The following is a 22,804-nucleotide window of genomic DNA, read 5'->3' on the forward strand; positions in this document are numbered from 1 at the left end:
CGATGCGGCTTGCAGGCCACACCCTCGGAACCCCGGAGCAGACCGTCCCGGAGGCGCTCGCGCTGTTCGAGGCCGCCGGGCTCGACGCCGCCGAGGTGATCTACCAGGACGGCTACCGCTCGGGACTGCCGCTGCGCGACCGGCGCTGCGCCGAGGAGGCCCGGCGGGTGTCCGAAGGGCTGGGTGTCCCGATCGTCGGGATGACGCCGTACACGACGGGGATCAACGCGCTCGACGAGGGGGAGTGGCGGACGGCGGTCGACGAGTTCCGCGGCGCGATCGAGATCGCGCAGATCGTCGGCGCCGACCGGGTCCGCGTCTACGCGGGGTCGTGGCGTCCGGGCGACCGGGACCACGGGGTCCACTGGAAGCGAATGGTTGCGGCCCTGCGCACGCTGGCGCCGGAAGCGTCGGACGCCGGGGTACGCCTCTGCGTCGAGAACCACTTCGGGACCATGACCCAGTCGGCGGCCGAGACGGCGCGGCTGGTGCGCGAGGTGAACCACGCCGCGGTACGGGTCCTCTACGACCAGGCCAACCTGACGTTCACCCACGACGAGCCGTACGAGGAGGCGCTGCGCATCCAGGGTGACCTGGTCGGTCACGTGCACGTGAAGGACCTTGTGTTCACCGACCCGGAGGCGCCGTTCCAGGCGTCCGAGACCGCGCGCGTCGCGCCGTCCGAGCGCGCGGTGCGGTCGCGCGTCGTCGGCGACGGCGTCGTGCCATGGGGCGGCATCCTCTCGTCCCTTTCCGCGCTCGGCTACGACGACGTCCTCTCGCTCGAGTACGAGTACCGCTGGCACCCGGAGGACCTGCCCGAGCCGGTTGTCGGCTTCGCGCGGTCCGCGGCGGCGCTCCGCGCCGTTCTTGCCCGGCCATCCGTCGCGGAGGGTGCGCGGTGAGCGCGCAGACCCGCGTGGGCATCGTCGGCGCGGGAAACATCGCCTCCATCGCGCAGCTGCCGACGCTGGTCGAGCGGGACGACGTGGAGCTCGCGGCACTCGTGTCGCGCCGCCCGGACCCTGGATCGCTGATGCGACGTTGGGGCTTCGGCGCCGCCTACCGGACGGTCGAGGACATGCTCGCGGCCGAGGACCTGGACGCGGTCTTCGTGCTGACCCCGCGTTCGGAGCATGCGCTTGCCGTCGACGCCTGCCTGCAGCGTGACGTGGACGTCTTCTGCGAGAAGCCACTCGCGCCGTCCGCCGACGAAGCAGAGCGCCTGGCTGACCTCGCCGACGAGCGCGGCCGCATCCTGATGGTCGACTTCAATCGCCGCTACGCCCCTGTGTACGTGGCCGGGCGCGAGACCTTCGGGCCGGCCGGTGCCACGTTCTGCGTCGCCCAGAAGAACCGGCCGGGGTCGGAGTACCGCGCGACGTTCGAGAACGCCATCCACATGATCGACCTGCTGCGCTGGTACTGCGGCGGCGAGGCCGTCGAGGTGACCGCGCACGCCGCGGGCGACGATCCGTGGGAGGAGGACGGGGTCGCAGCGGTCATCCGCTTCGACTCCGGCAGTACCGGCGTGCTGGTGGCAGCACGGACGGCCGGCGCATGGAATGAGAAGCTCGACGCCTACGGCGGCGGGCGTTCCGCCGAGGTGCGGGCGCCGGGGTCCGTTGCGATCACCGTCGATGGCGTGACCACGACCCGTGACCTCAGCTCGGAGGCGTTCGGCTGGGCAACCGCCACGGAGACTCTCGGCTTCGCCGAAGCGGTGCACCACTTCCTCGACCGCACGGCGGATCGCCGGCCGCCCTTGACCTCCGGGCGCGACGCCGTCGCCACACAAACGCTGCTCGACCGCATCCTCGAGGCCGCGGGGCTGCCGATCGACGAGCAAGAAGGCCGCCAGTGGGCAAGCCACGCGACGAACGCGGTCCAGCGATCGGATTCCCTGATCTCGTAGCGGATGGGCCAGGGCCCACGCACACGCACCGTCTCGGGTGTCCGAAATATCTCAACATCCGGTGACGCCTTTCCGTCCAGCAAAACGTCAGAGTACGGAGGCCTCAATGACGAACTCCATAGACCCACTCGACACTCCGATCCCTTCGGAGCTTCCTGAAGCGCCCGATCGCCGTAAGCGCCCCGTCAACTTGGTGGCAGGCACGATCGGCCACTTCGTGGAATGGTACGACTGGTACATCTACGGACTGCTGGCGGCGGTGTTCTCGGCCCAAATTTTCCCGAGCCACTCAGCCTTCGCATCCCTGGTCGCGGCGCTGCTCACCTATGCGATCGGGTTCGTAATTCGGCCCTTCAGTGGAATCATCATCTCCCCACTGGCCGACCGCTACGGCCGACGGGCCGTCCTGACACTGTCCGTCTCCGGGATGGCGCTAGGGTCCCTGATCATCGCCCTCACCCCTCCATTTGCGACGATCGGCTACGCAGCGCCGATTCTCTTCCTGTTCGCACGCATTCTTCAAGGGATCTCGGCCGGCAGTGAGCAGCAGAGCGCCATCTCGTTCATGGTCGAACACGCTCCCCCGAACAGGAGGGGCCTGTTCGGTTCCTTCTCCAACATGGCCAGCGGTCTCGCGACCCTCGCAGCGACCGGCTCCGCCGCGATCGTGACGGCATCCTTTGCTCCGGACGAGCTCGCCGCATGGGGTTGGCGCATCCCCTTCCTCGTGGGCGGCGTCCTCGGCGTGGTCGGTCTTCTCTTGCGGCTCGGCGCAGACGAGACCCCTGAGTTCGAGGCAAGTGTTCTCGTCGATCGAAAGTCCGCGCCGGCGCGTCTGTGGGCCCTGCTCCGGGAACACCCGAAGGCCCTGCTGCAGACAGCCGCGCTGTCTGCCCCCGCCGTGGCCTACTACACCTGGGCCACCTTCCTCCCCACCTACGCCAACCTGACCACCGGCCGGGACCAGGCCTCCACCCTGGCCGGGAGCGTCATCGGACTCGTTTTGCTCGTCATCATCGTGCCGATTTGCGGTGCGCTTTCAGATCGACTTGGCCGACGGAAGATCTTTCCAATCGTCGGTGCCATCGGCATGATCGTGCTCTTCTACCCCTTGCTCCTGCTGCTGAACCAGCCAGGATTCGGCGTATACGTTATCGTTGCCGCATCCGGCTGGGTGGTTCTCGGCATCTGGCAGGCGGTTTATCCGACCATTCAGGCCGAGCTTTTCCCGGCCGCTGTGCGGGTATCCGGCATCGGTTTCTCACATCAGATCGTGATCGCCGTCTTCGGTGGTACCGCGCCACTGATAGCCGCCGCTTTCGTCGGCGCGGGACATCCTATGTACGTCGCCATCTACATGATCGCCATCATCGCCGTCTGCCTCGTCGTCTACTTCACCCTCCCGGAGACCGGCAGTCGGGTCGAGCGTGCCACCGTATCCCTGCATGACCCGGAGGTGCTGGAGGGCGAGCACGTGGCCATCAGTACCGTGTCGGCCGCGAGCCAGGCGAAGCGTTCCCGGCCGTAGGCGTTCCTCTCCTCGGAAGAGGGCATCCTCGATCGGCGTGGGTCAGCCACGCCATGAGTGGGAAGATCATATGAGCCTCGAAGAGCAAGTGGTTCTGGTGACCGGATCGAGCGGTGGAATCGGCGACGCAGTTGTCGAGGCGCTCTCAGCCGCAAGTGCCGTCATCATCGGCGCCGACCGCGCCCCCAAAAAGGACCAGGCGCTGGCGGCCTTCTTCCCGCTGGACGTCACCTCTGAACAGCAATGCGCGGGTGTCGTCCAGGATATCACAAGGAAGTACGGCCGCATCGATGTCCTCATTCATGCAGCGGGAGTCCTGGGTGCCACGCCGGACCCGATGGAGACGACGACGGAAGAGTTCGAGTCCATCATGCGGATCAACTCCTCCGGAACGTACTCGATGGTTCGTGAGGCGGCACGGTCAATGATCGGTTCCGGCACTGCCGGCGCGATCGTCATCCTCTCCTCGGTGGCGGCCAAAGAGGCGCGCCGCAACTACCTGCCCTATAACGCAAGCAAACTCGCTGTGCTTCACATCATGTGGTCGTTCGCCGAGATACTCGGTCCCAACGGCATCTCCGTCAACGCGGTCGCGCCAGGCCCGGTCAACACTGCCATGTGGACACAATTCGCTGAGGGCTCTGGCCCGGACGCAGCCGCCAACCGGGCTCAGCGGGCCGCGCAACTGCCCATGCGCCGGTTCGCCGAACCCGATGAAGTCGCCCGCGCCATCCTTTTTCTGGCCGACCCGGATAACCGATACATCACGGGCGTAACACTCGATGTGGCAGGGGGAGCGCACCTTGGTATGGGAACCTGACGCAGCATCGGCGTTCTCGTTCGCCCGCGCGGATCAGTCACGCGCGTCGTAGGCGTCCCGCGCCTCGAGCACCTCGGCGATGTGTTCCTCGGCCCAGCGGCTCAACGCCAGCAGGGGAGTGTGCAGCGTGCGTCCCAGCGTTGTCAGTTCGTACTCGACCCTGGGGGGCATCTCGGCGTACACGTGCCGCGCGACGAGCCCGTCGCGTTCGAGATCCCGAAGCGTCTCGGTGAGGACCTTCCCGCTGATCCCCTCGACCGCGGTGCGCAGGTCGCCGAAGCGCAGCGTGCCCCTACCGAGCACGACCACCACCATCGCCGTCCACTTGTTGGCGATGCGGGCGAGCGACGTGCGGGACGGGCACGTCGACACGAGCACGTTCCAGTCCGGCTGCTGTGGCACGCGGCACATCCGTCCATTGGTTACGTTGAGGTAAATGGTTACCGATGGTGAGTATAGGGCGCGACCAGGAAGAACTCGACAAGGAGATGACCACAGTGGACACCACTGCCCCGCTCGCCGTCGCCCGCCGGTACTTCGATGCACTGTCGGCGAAGGACTTCGCCACGGTCGCGGCCATGTTCGCCGACGACATCGTGTGGCACCAGCCCGGTGACAACCGCTTCTCCGGCACCCATCGCGGCAGCGCCGCGGTGGGCGAGATGATCGGCGGCATGATGGCCGTCAGCGAGGGCACGTTCGCGCTCTCGGCGACCGCAGCGCCGATGGTCAACGGCACGGTGGTGGCGGCTCTCGTCCACTTCAGCGGCAAGCGCGACGATGCCGCGATGGCGCAGGACGGTCTCGACCTGTTGCGGATCGAGGGCGATCGGATCGCGGAGGTGTGGCTGTTCTCCTCCGACCCGCGGTCCGAGGACGCCTTCTGGGGCGCCGCCTGACCGGGTCGCGCGCTACGCCGGGGGCGGGATCGGGCGAGGTGGCCCAGGTGGCGTCGAGGACGTCGCTCGCCGTGCGGCGTGAGTCGGTACGACGGCGACGCGGTTTCCGATCAGGTGCCGCCGGCGCGCCTCCGCTCGCCCGGCCGTTCCTCCATGGCCGCGACCAGGTCCTCCCGGGCGCGGGAGACGCGGGAGCGGATGGTGCCGACCGGGCAGCCGCATACCTCGGCCGCCTCCGCGTAGCTCAGGTCGAGCACCTGGGTGAGGACGAACGCCGTGCGCCGCTCCGGGTCGAGGGCGCGACCAGCTCCCGCAAGTGGACCGCTTCCTGGGTGGCGCCGCCCGCTGAGCCCCGGGCGTCGCGTGCCTCGCCGTCTCCGATGTGGGAGAGGCGGGGTCGGCGGGTGGTCGCGCGCACCGCGTCGGCGGCGGTGTGCCGGGCGATGGACAGCAGCCAGGTGCGGCCGGACGCGCCCGGCGGCGATCGCCCACGCGGTGATGTCGGCGTCGTCCGCGCGCTCGGGGATGGCCTCGAGCGTAGCTAGTGTCATCGCCGGGAACCGCGGGGCACGTCGGGGCGACCAAGTGGTCATGCGGTGCGAGGACTGCCGGGAAGCGATCTCGGCCCGGCTCGACAGCGAGGATCTGCCCGGCGAGGCCGACGCGGTCGACGCACACCTGCGGATGTGCGCGGACTGCCGTGTCTTTGCGGAGCGGGCCGCCCGCGTCCGGCGCCTCACCCGGGTCCGGCTCGCCGAGCCGGAACCCGATCTGGTCGGCGCGGTGCTCGCGGCCGGTCCGCCCCGATCGGTGCGCTCGCGTGCCGCGGGTGCCGTCCGGGTGGCGCTCGGCGGGCTCGGTGTCGGGCAGGTCGCGCTCGCGATCAGCGGCATCGCGGCCTCGGCCGGGCCCGGCCACGGTGGCGTCGTGGAGCTCGCCGGGGGGAGCGCGGCGCACCTGGTCCACGAGAGCTCGGCGTGGAACCTCGCGATCGGTGTTGCGTTCCTGCTGGCGGCCATGGGCTCGCGCCGGGTGTCGGGGATGGTGCCGGTGCTCGGCGCGTTCATCGCCGCGCTCGCGGCGTTGTCGGCGTTCGACCTGGCCGAGGGCCGGGTCGAGGTCGAGCGGCTGCTCGGGCACGGGCTCGCGCTGGCGGGGCTGGTCCTGCTGATGGTGCTCGGCCGGCTCGCGGACGACGGTGGCGGCGGTGCGGACCGAGCTACCCCGGACAGCTTCGAGGCTCCCGCGGTCGGCGGCTCGGATGCTGCGGGGGAGCGCCCGACGCGCCGCGCGTCCGGCGGGGGCCTGGCGCCGAGCGCCCGGCGCGGTGCCGCATGACCGGCGTGCTCCACGCCGGGCGGCGCACCCATGGCCGATGGGGATGGGCGGTTGTGCTCGCCCGCCTGGTGCTGGGCGGGGTGTGGCTGGTGGCGGGGTGGGCGAAGGTCGGCGACCTCGACGAGTCGGTCCGCGCGGTGCGCGCCTACCAGCTGTTGCCCGAAATGCCGGCGCAGGTCGTGGGGGCTGCGCTGCCGCTCGTGGAGATCCTGCTGGGCGTGCTGCTGGTCGCAGGCCTGTTCGTCCGGGCGTCCGCGGTGGCGTCGGCCGTGCTCATGGGGGCGTTCGTGGTCGGTATCGCGTCGGCGTGGGCCCGCGGGCTGCGCATCGACTGCGGTTGCTTCGGCTCCGGTGGGGAGCTGGCCGCAGGGGAGGACCCCGCCTACGGGTGGGAGCTGGCGCGCGACGGCGGCCTGCTCCTGGTCGCCCTGCTGCTCGCCCGGTGGCCTGCCGGGCACTACGCGCTCGACGGGCTGCTGGCCGGCCGGCGCAACGACGAGGAGGACGAGTAGATATGACATCCGGACGAGCAACCCGCAAGCGGCGCGCGATGGTGAAGCAGCGCGGCGGCCCGTCGCCCGCGCTGCTCGGGGCGATCGCAGTGATCGCGCTGTTCGCCGGCATGGTCGGGTTCGGCGTCTACCGCGCATCCGCGAGCAGCACGGACGCGACGGTGCCGCCGAGCGCCACCGCGTCCGGGGTGCCGGTCGGTTCCAGCGACGCGCCCGCCACCGTGGACCTGTACGTGGACTTCCAGTGCCCGGCCTGCCGGGCCTTCGAGCAGCAGGCCGGCCCCACGATCGACGAGCTGGTCGGCAGCGGTGCCGCCCGGGTCGTCTACCACCCGGTGGCCTACCTCGACCGGTTCTCCTCCACGCGCTACTCGAGCCGCTCGTCTGCCGCTTCGGGCTGCGCGGCGGAGGCCGGCGTGTTTCCGCAGTACGCGCAGCTGCTGTTCGCGAACCAGCCGCCCGAGGGCGCGGCCGGCCTGCCGGAGGAACAGCTGATCGCGCTCGGCGCGCAGGCGGGCGCCGGGCCCGGCTTCGCCGAGTGCGTGTCCTCGGACCGGTACGCCGGCTGGACCGCGGCGCTCACCGACGAGGCTTCCCAGGCGGGGGTCAACGCGACGCCCACCGTCCTGGTGAACGGCCAGGAGATCGAGCGGAGCGTCGCGGCGCTGCGCGCGGCGGTCGAGGGCGCCTCCTGAGCGTGGAGTTGACGTAGTCGGTGCACTACTGGGTGCCGTATCGAGAGGGGCTCGGTGGGCGGGCTGCGACGGGCGGGCGGTCCCGCGGTGTTGGCGGGTGCTCTTGTCGCCGGGCTGCTGGTGCTGGCGGACACGGCGGCGTACGCCCGGCTCGGTGTGCCCGTGCCGTCGCTCACGGCGCAGGCGTGGGTGGCCGGTCTGCGTGCGGTCGCGGAACTCGCCGGCGGGCTGGCGGTGGGGTCGTTGGTGTTCGCGGCGTTCGTCGTGGCGCCGCAGCGTTCCGGTGTGCTCGATGTGGACGGCTGGCTGGCGGTGCGCCGGGCCGGGGTCGCGGCCGGGGTGGCCGGGGTGGTCGCGGTGCTGCTCGGGCCGCTGACGGCGGCCGATCTGTCCGGGGTGACGCCGGGCGAGGTGCTGGATCCGGCCGGTTTCGGGCTGTACGCCGTGCTCGAGGAACCGCTGGCCTGGGTGTTGAGCGGCGTCGGGATGCTGGTGTGCGCGGCAGGATGCGCGGTCACGTTGGCCTGGCGGTGGGTGCCGGTGTTGCTGGCGATCGGGGTGGCGAGCCTCCTGCCGCCGGCAGTGGTGGGCCCGGCCATGACCGGCGTAGGCCACGACTGGACGACCGATGCGTCGGTGCTGCAGGCGGTCGGCGCGGCAGCGCTCGGTGTCGTGGCCTCGCTGTCGTCCTTTCGCGCACGGGGGGTGGCGGGCGTGGGCTGCGTCGAGCGCCGGTGTCGGTGGATCGTCGTCGTGCTGGGGCGGCGCTGCTGGTGTCTTCGGTTGTGCTCACCGTGCTCCGCGCGGGTTCCGGCCCGGTGCTGGCCCACCCGTGGGGTGTGGTCGCGGTCGCGCGCATGTTGGTGCTGGTGCTCACGTTGGGTGTGTGTCGGTACTTGGGACGCCGGAGCGGGCCGGTGGTCCTGGCGGGTGTGTGGTTCGCCGTGGTGATGGGGGTCGTACAGGCGCGGTGGGTGCCGCCCCTGTTCCTGGAGCGTGCCTCCACGGCGGGTGAGGCGCTGATCGGCTACGACCTGCCGGAGCCGGTCACCGTCGCGCGGTTGCTGCTCGACTGGCGGTTCAACATCCTGTTCGGGACGGCGGCCCTGGTGCTCGCCGCCGGCTACCTGTTCGGGGCACGGCGGCTCCGGCGCCGCGGGGACGCCTGGCCGGGTGGACGGACCTTCGCGTGGCTGGCCGGGTGCGCGGTACTGCTGGTCGCGACGTCGTCCGGGCTCGGGCGCTACTCGCCCGGTGTGTTCAGCGTGCACATGGTCAGCCACATGGCGCTGAACATGCTCGCCCCGGTCCTGCTGGCGATCGGTGGGCCGGTGACGCTCGCCCTGCGGGCGTTGCCGCCGGCGGGCCGGGACGCCGCTCCCGGGGTGCGGGAGTGGCTGGCCGGGCTGGTGGTGTCCCGGCTCGCGCGGGCGGTGACGAATCCGCTGCTCGCGCTCGTGCTGTTCGTGGGCTCGTTCTACGTGCTCTACCTGACCGGCCTGTTCGACGTCGCGCTGCGCTACCACTGGGCACACCAGTTGATGAACGTGCACTTCCTGCTCGTGGGCTACCTGTTCTTCTGGCCGCTGGTCGGCTCCGACCCGGCACCGGTGCGGCTGCCGCACCTGGGCAGGCTGGCGGTGCTGCTCGCCGCGATGCCGTTCCACGCATTCTTCGGGATCACCGTGATGAGCTCGAACACGGTGCTGGGCGGGGACTTCTACCGGATGCTCGCCCTGCCGTGGGTGCCGGACCTGCTGGCCGACCAGCACCTCGGGGGCGGCATTTCATGGGCGTCCGGTGAGCTGCCGATGCTGCTGGTGGTGATCGTGCTGCTCACCCGCTGGGCCCGCGACGACGCCCGGGAGGCGGCGCGCCACGACCGCAGGGCCGACGCCGACGGCGACGCCGAGCTGACCGCCTACAACGCGATGCTCGCCCGGCTGGCGGGTTCGGACCGCTGACCGTCGCATCAGTCGACGCGGCTGTTAGTCGACTCGGCTGTTAGTCGATGCGGCGTAGCCGCAGGCTGTGGGTGACGACCAGCAACGACGAGCACGCCATCGCGGCGCCGGCGAGCAGCGGGTTGAGCAGCCCGGCCATCGCGAGCGGGACGGCGGCGACGTTGTAGCCGAACGCCCACGCGAGGTTGCCGCGAATCGTCCGGATCGTGGCCCCGGCCAACCGGACCGCGGCCGGCAGCGCGGTGAGGTCGTCGCGCACGAGCACGAGGTCCGCGGACTCGACCGCGATGTCGGTGCCGGAGCCGATGGCGATGCCGAGGTCCGCGGTGGCCAGTGCGGCGGCGTCGTTGATGCCGTCGCCGACCATGGCGACCGTGCGCCCCTGCGCCTGCAGGCTGCGCACCAGTTCCACCTTCTGCTCGGGCAGGGCGCCTGCGTGCACCTCGTCGATCCCGACGGCGGCGGCGACGTGGTGGGCCGCGGCGGGCGCGTCGCCGGTGAGCAGCACCGGGGTCAGGCCCATCGCACGCAGCTGCGCGACCGTGTCCGCCGCGCTGGGGCGCACGGTGTCGGCCACAGCGAGCGCACCGGCGACGGTGCCGTCGACGCCGATCACGACGATCGTGGCGCCGGTCGCGGCCCAGGCGCTCATCCGATCCGCCACCGGGGATCGTCGAACAGGTCCGGTCGACCCACCAGCACCTCTCGGCCATCGACGGTGCCGTGGGCACCCCGACCGGGAAGTGCGCGGAACCCAGCGATGGCAGGCAACGGCGCCTCCCCGGTGCGGGCGCGCACCGCCGAGGCGATCGGGTGCTCCGACCCGTTCTCGACGGCGGCGGCGAGGGTGAGCAGCTCGGTCTCGGTCCGCGGGGCGACCGCGGCGACGCCGGTGACCTGCATCCGGCCGGTGGTGAGGGTGCCGGTCTTGTCCAGCACCACGATATCTGCGGCGTGCACCGCCTCCAGCGCGCGGAACCCCGTGACGAAGATCCCCAGCTCGGCCCCGCGGCCGGTGGCGACCATGATCGCGGTCGGGGTGGCGAGTCCGAGCGCGCACGGGCAGGCGATCACGAGCACCGCGACCGCCCGGATCACCGCGTCCCCGGTGCTCGCTCCGGCCATCAGCCAGCCGGCGAGGGTGAGCACGGCCAGCCCGAGCACCGCTGGGACGAACACGGCAGACACCCGGTCGACGAGCCGTTGCGTCGCCGACTTGCCGGCCTGCGCGTCCTGCACGGCACGCACCATCTGCGCGAGCCGCGTCGCGTCGCCGACCCGGTCGGCTCGCACGGTCAGCGTGCCGCCGACGGCGATCGCGCCCCCGACGACATCGTCGCCGGCGCCGACCTCCACCGGTACCGGCTCGCCGGTCATCGCGCTCGTGTCGACCGCGGCCATGCCGGCGACGACGGTGCCGTCGGCGGCGATCCGCTCGCCCGGCCGCACGACGAAGCGGTCACCGGCACTCAGGTGGGCCACGGGCACCCGCTGTTCGGTTTCCCGGCCCTCGGGGCCGCGCAGCACGGAGACCTCGGCCGGGCGCAGCCCGACCAGTGCCCGCAGCGCGCCACCGGCGGCGCGCCGCGCCCTTGCCTCGAAGTAGCGCCCGGCCAGCTGGAAGGTCGTCACCCCGGCCGCGACCTCGAGGTAGAGCGGCCCGTCCGGGTGCAGCACCGCCGTCCAGCCGCCCTCGACGGGCGGCGCCCCGGAGGTCGCGAGCGTCCACAACGACCACGCCGAGGCGGTGATGATGCCGAGCGACACGAGCGTGTCCATGCTCGTCGTGCGGTGCCGGAGCCCGGCGAGCGCCGCTCGGTGGAACGGCCATGCGGCCCAGCCGACCACCGGGAGCGCGAGCGTGGCGATCACGATCTGCCAGCCGGGGAAGCGCAGCGCCGGCACGAGCGACAGCGCGAGCGAGAGGTCGGCGACCGGCACGAACAGCAGGAGCGCGACGGTCAGCCGTCGGCGCAAGCCGTCGACGTCGCCATGGGGTGGGGTGGGCGGCGAGCCCGGCTCGACCGGCCGCGCGCGGTAACCGGCCCGCTCGACCGTCTCGACGAGGGTGGCGACCGGAACGCTCGGCGGGTGCGTGATCGTGGCCCGGCCGGTGGCCAGGTTCACCGTCGCGACCACGCGCTCGAGCTTGCCGAGTTTGCGCTCGACCCGGCCCACACAGGCCGCGCACGTCATCCCGTCCACGGCGAGCACTGCCGTGCTCGTGCCGCTCACGGTCGCTGATTCTGTCCTCACGCGAAGACGGGTCGGCGCCGAAGGCCCGTCGGTTCCCGTCGATTCCGGGTTCAGGTCCCGCCGTGGCGTTCCGGCGGTCCGGGTGAGGCGAAGCTCGCCTGGCTGGCGCGGAGCATGGCCCGGTAGAGGGCGTCGGGTTCGGGTGAGTCGGGCAGGGGGCCGCGGGCGGGGGCCTGGTAGGACTGGATCATCAGGGCGACGACGCGTCGCCATGCGTCGGGGACGTCGTGGCCGGTGGCGTTGACGACGCCGGCGTTGGCCATGTAGATCAGCACCAGGTCTTCGGGGGTGAAGTCTTCCCGCAGTCGGCCGGCGGCCTTGGCGCGGTCGATCAGTTGCACGACGGAGTGGTAGACCTCGATGCGGCGCTGTTCCAGGGTCTTGGCGGTGGGGAAGGTCATGGTGAGTACGTCGGCGAAGCCGTAGTCGGCTGCCTGCATCGCGCAGACCGACTCGATGATCCCGACGAGCCCGCGCCAGGGGTCGGGGTCGTCGAGGGCCTCGGTGACCACGTCGGCGTAGGCGTCCATCCGGTCGGCGAACACGGCCGCGACCAGGTCCTCCTTGGTGGGGAAGCGGCGGAACAGGGTGGCGATCCCCACCCCCGCCTCGCGGGCGACGGATGCCATGGATGCGTTCAGCCCGCCGCGCCCGAACACGGTGCGTGCGGCCGCGATGATCCGCGCCCGGTTGCGCTCGGCGTCGCTGCGCAACGACGGGGCGGCGGTCTCGTCGGCGCTCGGCGCACCAGGGCTCATGCCGGCAGCCTACCGAACTGGAAGACCGTATCCACTTGCGTGTTACGGTTCCAGTCAACCGGATAGGCCTATCCGGATTGGCCAACGGAGCAACAGGAGTCCTCCCATGGACAGGATGAATGGCAAGACCGCGCTCGTCACCGGCTCCAGCAGGGGCATCGGCCGGGCCACAGCCGTCAAGCTGGCCAACGAGGGTGTGCTGGTCGCCGTGCATTACGCCGAGAGTCGGGACGCGGCCGAGGAGACGGTCACCCTGATCGAGAAGAACGGCGGACGCGCCTTCGCCGTCCAGGCCCGACTCGGAACTCCGGGTGACGTCGGTGAGCTGTTCCTCGGTGTCGAACGCGGCCTGCGGGATCGGACTGGCTCCCCGACGCTGGACATCCTCGTCAACAACGCGGCCGAGGTCGCTCCGCGCGGTATCGCGCCGGAGGACGTGACGCCCGAGCAGTTCGACCGTTCCTTCGCGGTCAACGCCAAGGCTCCGTTCTTCCTCGTGCAGCGGGCGCTGCCCCTGCTCCCGGAAGGTGGCCGGATCGTCAACATCAGCTCCGGAATGACCCGGCTCGCCGTTCCCAGGCAGATGTTGTACGCGATGACGAAGGGGGCGCTCGAGCAGCTCACCCTGCACTTCGCCCGGCACCTGGCCCCGCGCGGCATCACCGTCAACACCGTCGCGCCGGGTAACACGGACAACGGCAATCCCGTGTTCAGGATCCCGGAAGTGGCCGAACAGCTGGCCCAGATGTCGGCGTTCAAGCGTGTGGCCAAGACCGAGGACGTCGCCAACGTGGTGGCGTTCCTCGCCTCCGACGAAGCCGCGTGGATCACCGGGGCGTACATCGACGCCACGGGCGGCACCCTCCTCGGCTGATGAAGCTCCGACGACCAGGCGCTGCGCGAAACGGCACGTGCCATCCGGAGCTGAGTCACTCGCGCTGCCTCGGCGTCGACACCATCGACGCGCTGGGTGAGTGCTCATCCACCACACAAGACATTTGGGTATCGCGCTTCGCGGCCGGTATGACCCTGGCGGCTTCGGTGACGATGTCGCGGGTGAGTGGCTGCCAGACCAGCCAGGTGTCGAGTGTGAGCTCCGGTTCGGTCAGCGGGAGCCATCTCCAGTCGGGGAGGAGGCGCTGTGCCGAGTGCTCGACGAGCAGCACGCCGTCGGCTCTGACGGCTTCGGCGCAGGCGAGCGCCTGTTCGGTGAACTGGGCGAACTGCCACAGCGGCACGGCTCCGGCGTCGTGTGCGGCCACGACGAGGCGGTCGTGAACCACGGGGACCTGCTGGCGGCCGTGGGACAGGATCCGCAGGCCGTCCAGATCGCGGACCCGGCAGGCGGGCCCCGAGCCGAGGGGGTGGCCGGGGCGCAGTGCCACGCCGAACGGGTGGGTCAGCACTCGGGCGCTACGCAGCTCGCCGGGCGGTTGCCCGTGCACGAGCGCGAGGTCGAGGTGGCCTTCCCGGATCATCCGCAGCTGCTCGACGCTGCTGGCCTCGGCGAGGTTCACGGCGGCGTGCGGCACGTCGGCCTCGAGGTCGGCCAGTACGCCGAGTAGCCAGGTGGTGGGCAGGCCCGGTGGGACGCCGATGTCGAGGATTTCGCGGGTGTGGCGGGTGGCGGACTGCGCCATGTCCCGGCTGGCGTCGGCGAGCCGCAGGAGCAGCAGTGCGTGGCGGTGCAGCGCGGCGCCCGCGGGGGTGAGGGCCGTGCCGGTCGCGCTGCGGTCGAAGAGCGGGACGCCCATGTCGCGCTCCAGCTGGCGGATCTGCCGGCTGAGCGACGGCTGCGTGGTGTGCAGCTGTTCGGCGGCGCGGGAGAACGATCCCTCCGCGGCGACCGCCACGAAGTAACGCAGGTGTCTCAGCTCCATCGTGACCTCCCAGTCATGCCTGCCGGGCATGCCTCAGCTGATTAGGGGGCATTGGACGGGGATCGGTCAAGCGGGCTCTACTCAGCCATGCCTGGCATGCAGGGAAGCGTGCCGAGTAGAGAAGGGAATCTCGAGGATGAGTTCCACGCCGACGGCCGCGACGCGGCATCCGTACCGCTGGGTGGTGCTGGTGCTGTCATGGGCGGCGTTCACGATGACCGCCGTCGACCGCGCCACCTGGGGACCGGCATCGCTCGCCGTGAGCGAGCACCTGGGCGTCGCGCTCGCGGGGCTCGGTGTGTTCGCCACCGGCTACTACGTCGGCTACGTCGTCTCCAACGCCGCAGGGGGCGTGCTCACCGACTGGCTCGGACCCCGCCTCGTCATCGGGTGCTCGCTCTTCCTCGCCGGTGTCTTCATGGTCCTGTTCGGCGAGACCGACTCGGTCGCCCTCGGGATCGCGTTCCAGGCCGGTATCGGGATCTTCGCCGGGTGCGACTACTCGGCCGGCGTCAAGATCGTCTCGCAGTGGTTCCCCTCGACGGACCGCGGCTTCGCCATGGGCTTCTTCCTCACCGCGACGTCGCTGGGCACCGTGATCGCAAACGCGATCGTGCCCAGCCTCATCGCCGCCTCCGGCTGGAGCACGAGCTATCACGTCTTCGGTGCGGCGTCGATGATCGTCGCCGTGCTGTGCGGGTTGCTGCTGCGTCCCGCGCCCGACGGGACGCGCGGGGAACCGCGGCAGGCGCCGGACCTGCGCCCGCTGGCCCGCAACCGCGACCTGTGGCTGCTCGGCCTCGCCGGGTTCGGCGGCATGTGGGGCACGGCCGGCTTCATCACCTGGGCGAACGCCCTCATGGTCAAGGGCGGCGGCGTCTCGGGGGTGCAGGCCGGTGTCGTCGTCACGCTCTTCGCGATCGCCGGTCTGGTGGCGAAGCCGCTCATCGGGATCGCCTCCGACCTGTTCGGTGCCCGGCGCAAGGTTCCTGCCGCGCTCATCTTCGGCGCCTTCGTGATCACGCTGCTGGTGTTCGGCACCCGCGACAGCCTCACCGGGTTCCTGTGGGTCGCGCCCTTCCTCGGGGTCGCCGCCTACATGTACAGCCCGTTGCTGGTGGCTCTGGTACCCAAGCTCGCCGGGGTGCGGCTTGCCGGGTCGGCGGCGGGAGCCACCAACGCGTTCTGGCAGGTCGCCAGCACGATCGTGCCCACGGTGGTCGGCGCGGTGTTCGCCGGCACGGGGTCGTTCCTGGCGGCGTTCGCGGCGCTTGCCGCCGGACCGCTCGTGGGCATGGTCCTCGTCCTGCTCATCGACGAGAGCTACACGCCGGACCCGAAGCCCGTGGGGGAGATGGAGGAATCGATACGGTGACCAAGCACTACGACGTGATCGTGGCCGGGGGCGGGTCCGCCGGGATCGGTGCCGCCATCGGGGCGCGCCGGACAGGGGCCCGCACGCTGCTGATCGAGCGGGGGCCGTGTCTCGGCGGGGCGGCGACCCTGCGCAACGTGGTGACCTACTGCGGGCTCTACACCCGCGACGAGGCCGAGCAGGTGGTCTTCGGCGTCGCCAAGGAGATGCTCGCAGGGCTGCGCGCCCTCGACGCGGTCAGCGAGCCGACCCGGTTCACCGCCGTCGCCGTCGTGTTCGATCCGGAGGCGGTCAAGCACGTCGCGGACGAGCTCTGCCACGGCGCCGGCGTGGACGTCCTGCTGCACTCCCATCTCATGGCCGCCACCCGCTCGCAGGACCGGATCGCGTCAGTCCGGGTGGCCGACCACTCCGGGATCCACGATTACACGGCCGACGCCTTCGTCGACGCGACCGGCGAGGCCGATCTCGGTCACCACGGCGGCGCCGACGTGCGCTACGGCAACGACGGCTGGGTGCAGAACGGGACACTCGGCATCCGCTTCGGTGGCATTCCGGCCGACGTCTCCCGCGAAGCCATCCGGGCGGCCGTCGCGGCCGCCAAGGCCGCCGGTGCGCGCGGGCTCACCGCCGCCTCCGGGCTGGTCGCCCGGATGCCGGTGTCCGGTGACCTGATCACCTACCTCGCCGACGAGGGCTACGACGCGCGCAGCGCCGCCGATCTCAGCAGGGCCGAACGCAGCGCGCGGCGCCAGGCCCATGCCTACCTCGAGGTGATCAAGGCGATTCCGGGGTGCGCGGATGCCTACATCGTCAGCACCGGCCCGGAGATCGGCACCCGGGAGTCACGCCACCTCGTCGGCCGCGCCCAACTGCTCGAGAAGGACGTGCTGGAGCCCGGCCCGCTGGGGGACGCCGTGGCCGTCGGCGCCTGGCCCATCGAGTACCACCCCGGCCCCGGGATCCCGTCGGAGTGGAAGTTCATCGGCGCGCCCGGCTACTACGGCATCCCGCTGGACGTGCTCCACAGCCGCGACACGCCCAACCTGTTCGGGGCCGGCCGCACGGTCGACGGGGACCGCGGCGCGGGCGCGTCGCTGCGGGTGATGGGCACGGCGTTCGCGACCGGCCAGGCTGCCGGCGTCGCGGCCGCCGTTGTCGCCCGCGACGCGGACGTCGACGTGGCAGCGGTGCGCCGGGAACTCGATCGCCAAGGTGCGTGGCTTCCGGGCGGTGGCGGTGTGGCCGGATGAGGCTCGGTGCGTCCTCCGCGCGCCTTCCCGACGGCCCGTCACCGATTGCGCCACCGGGGGCTGCGCTTCTGCGCGAATGCGGTGATGCCCTCGATCATGTCCTCGCTGACCATGAGCTCGTCGATGGCACGCGACGGTTGTGTGACGGCGTCGACGGTGTCGGGGATCCCCTCGGTCTCGGCCATGATCTGCAGGGAGGCGCGCACCGAGGTGGGGGAACCGCCCAGGATCTCCGCAGCGAGCGCTCGCGCGCCATCGAGCGCGGTGCCCGCCTCCACCACACGGTTGACGAGACCCGCCGCCAGCGCCTCCTCGGCCGTGAGCCGCCTCCCGGTGAGGATCATCTCGGTGGCGAGCTTGGGCGGAACCATCCGCGGCAGCCGGACCAGGCCACCGGCGCCCGCCACGAGGCCGACCTTCACGTCCGGCCGGTTGATCGTCACCTCCAGGACGTGCCCGTCGCGGTGCACCAGTACGTGCTCGTAGTCGTCGCGCAGCGCGGCGGGCCGAGGCGGGAACCGCGCGTCCATGCATGCTTCGGTGGTGGTGACCCGGTCCCGGCGCCGAACGAGCGGACGTAGACCCGGGCACCGATCGGCGCACCGTCGCCGAGGAGCTGGAGGATCTCCTCGTCGCCTTCGGCGGCCTTCGCGAGGAAGCGCCGGCCGTCGGCCTCCAGCCGCCCGACCACGATGCCGGTGCGCCGACCATCGCGATCGTGCCTGACGGTGTACGTCTCGATCGTGGCCCAGCCGTCGGCGTAGCGGGCAGGCTCGGGCGCGGGCCATGCGTCGATCTCGGCCTGCAGCGTGGCGCTGCGGTCGGGCCGCCAGCCGATGGGCGTCGTGCAGTAGACGCCGGCGGAGTACTTGGACAGCGTTCCGCCGTTCGCGCCGACGAAACCGTACGAGCCGGGGTTCGCCCGGCACCGTTGCACGGTCTCGGCGATGGCGTGCATCGAGTAGTTGTTGCCCGCTCCGCCGAAGAAGGGCAGTCCGCCGGTGACGGTCAGCCCGCGCGGGTCGTCCGGGCCGAGGCCGAGGCCGTCGCAGATGTTCGACACGGCGATCGGGAAGCACGAGTAGAGGTCGAACGTGGCGACGTCGTCCATATCGGACCACCGACCCCGCAGCCCGTCGCGATGAACCGGCTGCACACCTTCCTGCGGAACGCCGGTCTCCGGTCGTTCCACCAGATGAGCGACCACGACCCGACGTTGCTCGCCGCCTACATCCGCCGCAGCCGCGGCGTCACCCTCACGCTGGATCCCCGGTCGGGAGGCCACGCCCGGGTGTTCGACGATCCCGCGTTCGCCGTCGTGCCGGTGCGCGATGACATCGAGTTCCTGCTCGGCCTGGCGTGGCGGCGTGCCGATGTCGTCCGCGGCGAGGCCGTCCACGACCTCGTCCGTGCGGCCCGTGCGGAATGGGCCGAGCGCGCCCTCAGCATCTGACTGACGCCGCTGGCTACGGCCCGGGGAACACACGTCGGAGCACGTCGAGCGCCGGGCCGTGGTCATCGGGCGCGGTGTGCTCCGGATCGAGTCGCCCGTAGACGAGGCGGGAGAACGCCTCGGCCGGGAGCGTGAGGTCGGCGGACGCCGTCGCGGTGGTGGCGAGGAACGTGGCCGAGTCGGCGGCGAGCTCGATGCGGAAGCCGCGTTCGGGACCGGTGGTTGCGACGGTGATGACGGTCGCGTCGCCGGTGGGCTTCGCGGTGAAGCCGGCGACGAGCCCGAGGTTGTCGACGACCAACGCGGCGACCTGCGGCGGGAGGGTGGCTGGTGGATCGCGGGTGATTTCGATGTCCCAGGTGTGGAAGGCGTGCTCGTTGAGACGCATCCCGACGAACTCCGTGAATCCCAGGGTCATCGGGCCCATGGCGGAGGAGAAGCCGGTGCGCTGCTCGGGAGTGACCGCCTCGAAGCGGGCGAGGAGATCGGCGTCAGCGACGAGGGCGTCGTCGCGCTGCGCGACCGGGGTCTTCCCGTTCCAGGTGTCCCACACGCCCGGCGCGAAGTCGTCGGGTGTCGGGCGGCCGGCGAGGGTGTCGTCGAGGCGGCGGCCGGTGATGACGGCACCGGACCCGAGGTGGGAGAGCACGTCGGCGATCGTCCACTCGCTGGGATAGGCGCGACCCGTCAGCTCGGCCTCTGTCATGGATGCGGCGATGCCCCGCAGTCGCGCGACGGAGGAGCGGAGGGCCTCGACGCGCGGCTCCGCGTCGACGAGCGTCTCGGCGTCGGCGAGATCCTCAGTCATTTGTCGCTACCCGGACAGGAGTGAAAGCGGCGGCGACGCGCACGCTGCCGGGGTCCTGGGTGTCTGGAACATCGAGCGTCATAGCCATGAAGCGGACCGTACCGGAAGTGGGCGGACGTCCCCACTTCGGATAGATTCCGGTCATGCACCTTCGGGCCGATGCCGCCCGCAATCGGGCCGCCATCGTCGAGGCCGCTCGGACAGTCTTCGCCGAGCAGGGGCTCGACGTGCCACTGGAGGAGATCGCGCGTCGGGCGGGGACCGGGAGTGCCACGCTCTACCGGCGGTTCCCGACGCGTGAGGACCTGATCGCGGCCGTGCTCGCCGAGCGAATGTCCGAGCACCTCGATGCCGTCCGGAACGGGCTGGCCGACGAGGATCCGTGGCGTGGCTTCGCCTCCTATGTGACCGCCGCCGCGGCCATGCAGGCCCGCGATCGCGGTATCGCCGATCTCGTCATCATGGAGATGCCGGCCGGACCGGAAATCGAGGAGCTGCGGTCCAGGGCCTTCGACGGGCTCGTCCAACTCGTCGAGCGCGCCCGGCACTCCGGCGTCCTGCGCGCCGATTTCACCACGGAGGACGTGGTGTTGCTGCTGATGGCCAACGCCGGACTCGTCGAGCGTGCCCACGGCATGGCTGCGGACGCGTCCGTACGCCTGGTGCACGTTCTCCTCGATGGTTTCCGCGCTCAGGGTGCCTCCGCCGGCCCGCCGGCCCCCGGACCCCGACAGACCGAGGAAGCCATGCGTCGCAACTGCGGGCGCCTTCTCACGTCGGTGCGGAGGCGACGATGAGCGGTTGCTGCGGCGCGAGCCTCCGCTTTCCACGGCACCCCGGGATCGAGCAGCACCTGCGATGAACCTCGAGCGCCCCGCCCTGGCTGCCATGGCGTCGAACGACCACTGTGGTCCGCAGAGTCGTGTCCACACCGCCACGGAGCCCGGAGGTCGCCCGATGTACGCACCCGCCCAGCACGACGAGGTCACCGGCCTGGTCAACTACATCGACGAGCAGCTCGCCGCCATCCGTGCCGCCGCGTTCGGTCTGACCGAGGAGCAGGCGCGCGAGACGCCGTGCCGGAGTGCGCTGTCGGTCGGGGGCATCATCAAGCACGCGGCCTACGTCATGCGCGGAGCGCTGGAGCGCCTGCGGACCGACGTCACCGAGCAGCCGGTCGATCCGGCGGCGTACGCCGCGTACACCGACAGCTTCGCCGTGCGCGATGACGAGACGGTGGCCGGGACAATCGAGGAATTCGACCGGGTGCGGGCTCAGCTGCGTGCCGCGGTCGCCGCGACCGATCCGGCCGGCAGCACGACGGCGCCGCCCGCGCCGTGGCACGGGATCTTCGACGCGCGACCGATTCACGCTCGCTACTACCTGGTGCACCTGGTCGAGGAGTGTGCCCGGCACGCGGGGCACGCCGACATCATCCGTGAGCAGATCGACGGCGTGGCGGTGCCGGCGCTGGTGCTCACCCTGGAGGGGGCGAGCGCCAACGACTTCTTCCAGCCGTACCAGCCGGCCCCGGGCACCCTACTGGCGTGAGGTGCGGGCGCGGACCGCTACAGGGTCGCCATGCCGCCGCCGGCGATGGCGGGCGACGCGGCCGCGCGCATGCGGCGCAGCAACCGTGACGTCACCGGACGCACCAGCGGGTGCTGGCCGCCGTTCGCGGCCGCCGCGTCCCGCCACGCGCCCATGCGTGCCTCGAACGTGGCTGCGTCGCCCAGCTCGACGCAGTCCAGGGTGTCGTCGTCAAGATCGATGACGATCGTGTCGCCGTCCTCGATCAGGGCGATCGGACCGCCCAGCGCCGCCTCCGGACCGACGTGGCCGATCACCAGGCCGACCGAGCCGCCGGAGAAGCGGGCATCGGTCATCAGGGCGATCGAGATGCCCTTCTGCCGGCACAGCGTGGTGATCCGGGACGTCGGGTCGAGCATCTCAGGCATGCCCGGTGCGCCGCGCGGCCCCTCGTAGCGGATCACGACCATGTCCTGGTCGGCGAACACGTCCGGGGTGTCGATGAGGGCGTGCAGCAGGTCCTGTTCGCTGTCGAACACCCGCGCCCGGCCGACGAACCGGTTGTCGACGATCCCGGTCTCGACACCGGCCAGCTTGAGCACGGCGCCGCCCTCGGGGGCGACGTTGCCCGACAGCAGGCGCAGCCCGCCGGTCGGCTTGAACGGCGCCGACACCGGGTGGACGACCTCGCCGTCGGGCGCGGGCGGATCGATCCGGGCAACCTGCTCGGCCAACGTCTCGCCCGTGCACGTCATCGGCGAGCCGTCGAGCACACCGGCGTCCAGCAGCTCCTTGACCACCACGGGCAGACCGCCGACGGCGTCGATGTCGACCATGCTGTACTTCCCGAACGGCCGGGCGTTGATCAGCACCGGCACCGTGCGGGAGAGCTGGTTGAACTCCTTCTGGGACATCACCTGGTTCCAGAAGTCGATGCCCGCGGCGCGCGCGATCTCCGGCGCGTGCAACACCACGTTGGTCGAGCCGCCCATCGCGATGGCGACGATCGTGGCGTTGCGGAACGCGGCGGGGGTGGCGATGTCGCGGGGCGTGATCCCGCGCTGCGTCATGATCTCCAGGCAGTCGACGACCTGCTCGGGGAACACCTCGGTGCGCCGCGGGTCCTCGGACGCGGGCGACACCATGTGCAGCGGTTCGAGCCCCAGCAGGGCGATGAACGACTGCATGGTGTTGTAGGTGAACATGCCGCCGCAGCTGCCGTAGCCAGGGCAGGCGTTGCGGGCCCAGCGCTCGCGCTTGTCCAGGTCCGGGTCACCCGCCACCTGGAAGCAGCTCACCAGGTCGATCGTCTCGCCGGTGAGCGGGTCGGTGCCGGGCCGGATCGAGCCGTCCGACAGCACCACCGCGGGCACGTTGCGCTCCATGATCGCGGCGGTGGCGCCGACCGGCGGCTTGTCGCACGCGACGACGGCGACCAGGCCGCGGATTTCGCTGCCCTCGAAGTGCAGGGACAGGCCGTCGTTCGTGGTCTCGCGTCCGATGAGCGAGTACCGCATCTGCGGCGTGCCGTTGCGCTGGCCGTCGGAGACGCCGCCCGAGTAGTTGGGGGCCAGCAGGCGCACCGGCAGGTCGCGCTCGGAGATCCGGCGCCCCATCGCCGCGTGCACGGCCTCGACCTTCTCGTTCACGCCCACATAGCAGATGCTGTCGCCCAGCGTGCCGACCACACCCCACGGCGCCCCGTGGATCCGGTCGACGTCCTGGCCCAGCGCCTTCGCGGTGGCCACAGCCTGGCAGTCCTGACCGGGCCGCCAGACGTCCCGGCCGTTGGGCTCACTCATGGATCCATCTCCTCGTTC

The 22,804-nt window shown here is 71.3% G+C and carries 26 protein-coding genes; 16 read left to right on the forward strand and 10 right to left on the reverse strand.

Translation table 11 applies throughout. The features are described 5' to 3' along the window. The first annotated feature begins 2 nt into the window (after positions 1 to 2). The 4 genes from K1T35_RS18230 to K1T35_RS18245 all read left to right on the forward strand — a co-directional run bounded on the left by K1T35_RS18230 (position 3) and on the right by K1T35_RS18245 (position 4,263). A complete protein-coding gene (locus tag K1T35_RS18230; RefSeq protein ID WP_220261321.1) occupies positions 3 to 905 on the forward strand; it encodes a sugar phosphate isomerase/epimerase in 903 nt (300 codons plus the stop codon). Continuing rightward, positions 902 to 1,915, forward strand: a complete 1,014-nt coding sequence (locus tag K1T35_RS18235) for a Gfo/Idh/MocA family protein (protein ID WP_220261322.1) — start codon at positions 902 to 904, stop codon at positions 1,913 to 1,915. Before K1T35_RS18230 ends, K1T35_RS18235 begins: the two co-directional genes overlap by 4 nt. Positions 1,916 to 2,021: 106 nt before the next feature. Next, the gene (locus K1T35_RS18240; protein WP_220261323.1) at positions 2,022 to 3,443 is read left to right on the forward strand and encodes an MFS transporter; all 1,422 of its coding nucleotides are present in this window, start codon (positions 2,022 to 2,024) and stop codon (positions 3,441 to 3,443) included. Positions 3,444 to 3,513: 70 nt separating this feature from the next. Then, complete coding sequence (locus tag K1T35_RS18245) at positions 3,514 to 4,263, forward strand: SDR family NAD(P)-dependent oxidoreductase (RefSeq protein ID WP_220261324.1); 750 nt, start codon at positions 3,514 to 3,516, stop codon at positions 4,261 to 4,263. Between the two features lie 33 nt (positions 4,264 to 4,296). Here the strand turns inward: K1T35_RS18245 and K1T35_RS18250 are convergent, their stop codons facing one another. Next, on the reverse strand, positions 4,297 to 4,665 hold the full coding sequence (locus tag K1T35_RS18250; protein ID WP_255622141.1) for a helix-turn-helix domain-containing protein: 369 nt from the start codon (positions 4,663 to 4,665) through the stop codon (positions 4,297 to 4,299). A gap of 86 nt (positions 4,666 to 4,751) precedes the next feature. Here K1T35_RS18250 and K1T35_RS18255 point away from each other — a divergent pair, with 86 nt between their 5' ends. Beyond that, positions 4,752 to 5,162, forward strand: coding sequence for a nuclear transport factor 2 family protein (locus K1T35_RS18255; RefSeq protein WP_220261326.1), 411 nt, complete (start codon positions 4,752 to 4,754; stop codon positions 5,160 to 5,162). 110 nt (positions 5,163 to 5,272) lie between these two features. On the opposite strand, the gene K1T35_RS18260 is transcribed toward K1T35_RS18255, so the two are convergent. After that, positions 5,273 to 5,713, reverse strand: coding sequence for a sigma factor-like helix-turn-helix DNA-binding protein (locus K1T35_RS18260; RefSeq protein ID WP_255622142.1), 441 nt, complete (start codon positions 5,711 to 5,713; stop codon positions 5,273 to 5,275). Between the two features lie 40 nt (positions 5,714 to 5,753). On the opposite strand from K1T35_RS18260, the gene K1T35_RS18265 reads away from it, so the two are divergent. Genes K1T35_RS18265 through K1T35_RS48935 form a run of 5 tightly spaced genes read left to right on the forward strand, consistent with a single transcriptional unit; the run spans position 5,754 to position 9,671 of the window. Further along, on the forward strand, positions 5,754 to 6,500 hold the full coding sequence (locus K1T35_RS18265) for a zf-HC2 domain-containing protein (protein ID WP_220261327.1): 747 nt from the start codon (positions 5,754 to 5,756) through the stop codon (positions 6,498 to 6,500). Beyond that, positions 6,497 to 7,012 (forward strand): MauE/DoxX family redox-associated membrane protein, encoded by a 516-nt coding sequence (locus K1T35_RS18270; RefSeq protein WP_220261328.1) that lies wholly within the window; start codon positions 6,497 to 6,499, stop codon positions 7,010 to 7,012. The genes K1T35_RS18265 and K1T35_RS18270 overlap by 4 nt, the downstream gene beginning before the upstream one ends. Before the next feature lie 2 nt (positions 7,013 to 7,014). Further along, positions 7,015 to 7,707, forward strand: coding sequence for a thioredoxin domain-containing protein (locus K1T35_RS18275; protein WP_220261329.1), 693 nt, complete (start codon positions 7,015 to 7,017; stop codon positions 7,705 to 7,707). Between the two features lie 54 nt (positions 7,708 to 7,761). Beyond that, a complete protein-coding gene (locus K1T35_RS48930) occupies positions 7,762 to 8,658 on the forward strand; it encodes a hypothetical protein (RefSeq protein ID WP_255622145.1) in 897 nt (298 codons plus the stop codon). After that, entirely contained in the window at positions 8,625 to 9,671 is a 1,047-nt protein-coding gene (locus K1T35_RS48935) for a cytochrome c oxidase assembly protein (protein ID WP_255622146.1), read from the forward strand. Before K1T35_RS48930 ends, K1T35_RS48935 begins: the two co-directional genes overlap by 34 nt. Positions 9,672 to 9,711: 40 nt before the next feature. Here the strand turns inward: K1T35_RS48935 and K1T35_RS49780 are convergent, their stop codons facing one another. The 3 genes from K1T35_RS49780 to K1T35_RS18290 form a co-directional block, all read right to left on the reverse strand. Next, a complete protein-coding gene (locus K1T35_RS49780) occupies positions 9,712 to 10,323 on the reverse strand; it encodes an HAD-IC family P-type ATPase (protein WP_370645428.1) in 612 nt (203 codons plus the stop codon). Then, positions 10,320 to 11,906: a heavy metal translocating P-type ATPase gene (locus K1T35_RS18285; protein WP_370645430.1), complete on the reverse strand. Its 1,587-nt coding sequence runs from the start codon at positions 11,904 to 11,906 to the stop codon at positions 10,320 to 10,322. The genes K1T35_RS49780 and K1T35_RS18285 overlap by 4 nt, the downstream gene beginning before the upstream one ends. Positions 11,907 to 11,977: 71 nt before the next feature. Beyond that, positions 11,978 to 12,685: a TetR/AcrR family transcriptional regulator gene (locus K1T35_RS18290; RefSeq protein WP_220261330.1), complete on the reverse strand. Its 708-nt coding sequence runs from the start codon at positions 12,683 to 12,685 to the stop codon at positions 11,978 to 11,980. A 106-nt stretch (positions 12,686 to 12,791) separates the two neighbouring features. Between K1T35_RS18290 and K1T35_RS18295 the strand changes: the two genes are divergently transcribed. Then, entirely contained in the window at positions 12,792 to 13,559 is a 768-nt protein-coding gene (locus K1T35_RS18295) for an SDR family oxidoreductase (RefSeq protein WP_255622148.1), read from the forward strand. A 55-nt stretch (positions 13,560 to 13,614) separates the two neighbouring features. Here K1T35_RS18295 and K1T35_RS18300 read toward each other — a convergent pair whose 3' ends face one another. Further along, positions 13,615 to 14,565 (reverse strand): LysR family transcriptional regulator, encoded by a 951-nt coding sequence (locus K1T35_RS18300; RefSeq protein ID WP_220261331.1) that lies wholly within the window; start codon positions 14,563 to 14,565, stop codon positions 13,615 to 13,617. Between the two features lie 136 nt (positions 14,566 to 14,701). On the opposite strand from K1T35_RS18300, the gene K1T35_RS18305 reads away from it, so the two are divergent. Both K1T35_RS18305 and K1T35_RS18310 read left to right on the forward strand, forming a co-directional pair. After that, positions 14,702 to 15,940, forward strand: coding sequence for a nitrate/nitrite transporter (locus K1T35_RS18305; protein WP_255622150.1), 1,239 nt, complete (start codon positions 14,702 to 14,704; stop codon positions 15,938 to 15,940). After that, positions 15,937 to 17,193 carry an FAD-dependent oxidoreductase gene (locus K1T35_RS18310; protein WP_220261332.1) on the forward strand — a complete coding sequence of 419 codons (1,257 nt, stop codon included), beginning with the start codon at positions 15,937 to 15,939 and terminating at the stop codon, positions 17,191 to 17,193. The genes K1T35_RS18305 and K1T35_RS18310 overlap by 4 nt, the downstream gene beginning before the upstream one ends. Positions 17,194 to 17,231: 38 nt before the next feature. On the opposite strand, the gene K1T35_RS48940 is transcribed toward K1T35_RS18310, so the two are convergent. Both K1T35_RS48940 and K1T35_RS48945 read right to left on the reverse strand, forming a co-directional pair. Then, positions 17,232 to 17,723 (reverse strand): enoyl-CoA hydratase-related protein, encoded by a 492-nt coding sequence (locus K1T35_RS48940; protein WP_255622152.1) that lies wholly within the window; start codon positions 17,721 to 17,723, stop codon positions 17,232 to 17,234. After that, positions 17,633 to 18,304: a hypothetical protein gene (locus K1T35_RS48945; protein WP_255622154.1), complete on the reverse strand. Its 672-nt coding sequence runs from the start codon at positions 18,302 to 18,304 to the stop codon at positions 17,633 to 17,635. The genes K1T35_RS48940 and K1T35_RS48945 overlap by 91 nt, the downstream gene beginning before the upstream one ends. Before the next feature lie 30 nt (positions 18,305 to 18,334). Between K1T35_RS48945 and K1T35_RS48950 the strand changes: the two genes are divergently transcribed. After that, positions 18,335 to 18,646, forward strand: a complete 312-nt coding sequence (locus K1T35_RS48950; RefSeq protein ID WP_255622156.1) for a hypothetical protein — start codon at positions 18,335 to 18,337, stop codon at positions 18,644 to 18,646. 13 nt (positions 18,647 to 18,659) lie between these two features. Here the strand turns inward: K1T35_RS48950 and K1T35_RS18320 are convergent, their stop codons facing one another. After that, a complete protein-coding gene (locus K1T35_RS18320; protein WP_220261333.1) occupies positions 18,660 to 19,454 on the reverse strand; it encodes a maleylpyruvate isomerase N-terminal domain-containing protein in 795 nt (264 codons plus the stop codon). A gap of 143 nt (positions 19,455 to 19,597) precedes the next feature. Between K1T35_RS18320 and K1T35_RS18325 the strand changes: the two genes are divergently transcribed. Both K1T35_RS18325 and K1T35_RS18330 read left to right on the forward strand, forming a co-directional pair. Next, entirely contained in the window at positions 19,598 to 20,251 is a 654-nt protein-coding gene (locus K1T35_RS18325) for a TetR/AcrR family transcriptional regulator (RefSeq protein ID WP_220261334.1), read from the forward strand. A gap of 160 nt (positions 20,252 to 20,411) precedes the next feature. Next, on the forward strand, positions 20,412 to 21,005 hold the full coding sequence (locus K1T35_RS18330) for a DinB family protein (RefSeq protein WP_220261335.1): 594 nt from the start codon (positions 20,412 to 20,414) through the stop codon (positions 21,003 to 21,005). A 17-nt stretch (positions 21,006 to 21,022) separates the two neighbouring features. On the opposite strand, the gene K1T35_RS18335 is transcribed toward K1T35_RS18330, so the two are convergent. Then, the gene (locus K1T35_RS18335) at positions 21,023 to 22,786 is read right to left on the reverse strand and encodes a dihydroxy-acid dehydratase (RefSeq protein WP_220261336.1); all 1,764 of its coding nucleotides are present in this window, start codon (positions 22,784 to 22,786) and stop codon (positions 21,023 to 21,025) included. Positions 22,787 to 22,804 lie beyond the last annotated feature (18 nt).

This window comes from Pseudonocardia sp. DSM 110487 (genome assembly GCF_019468565.1).
Classification (GTDB): Bacteria; Actinomycetota; Actinomycetes; order Mycobacteriales; family Pseudonocardiaceae; genus Pseudonocardia.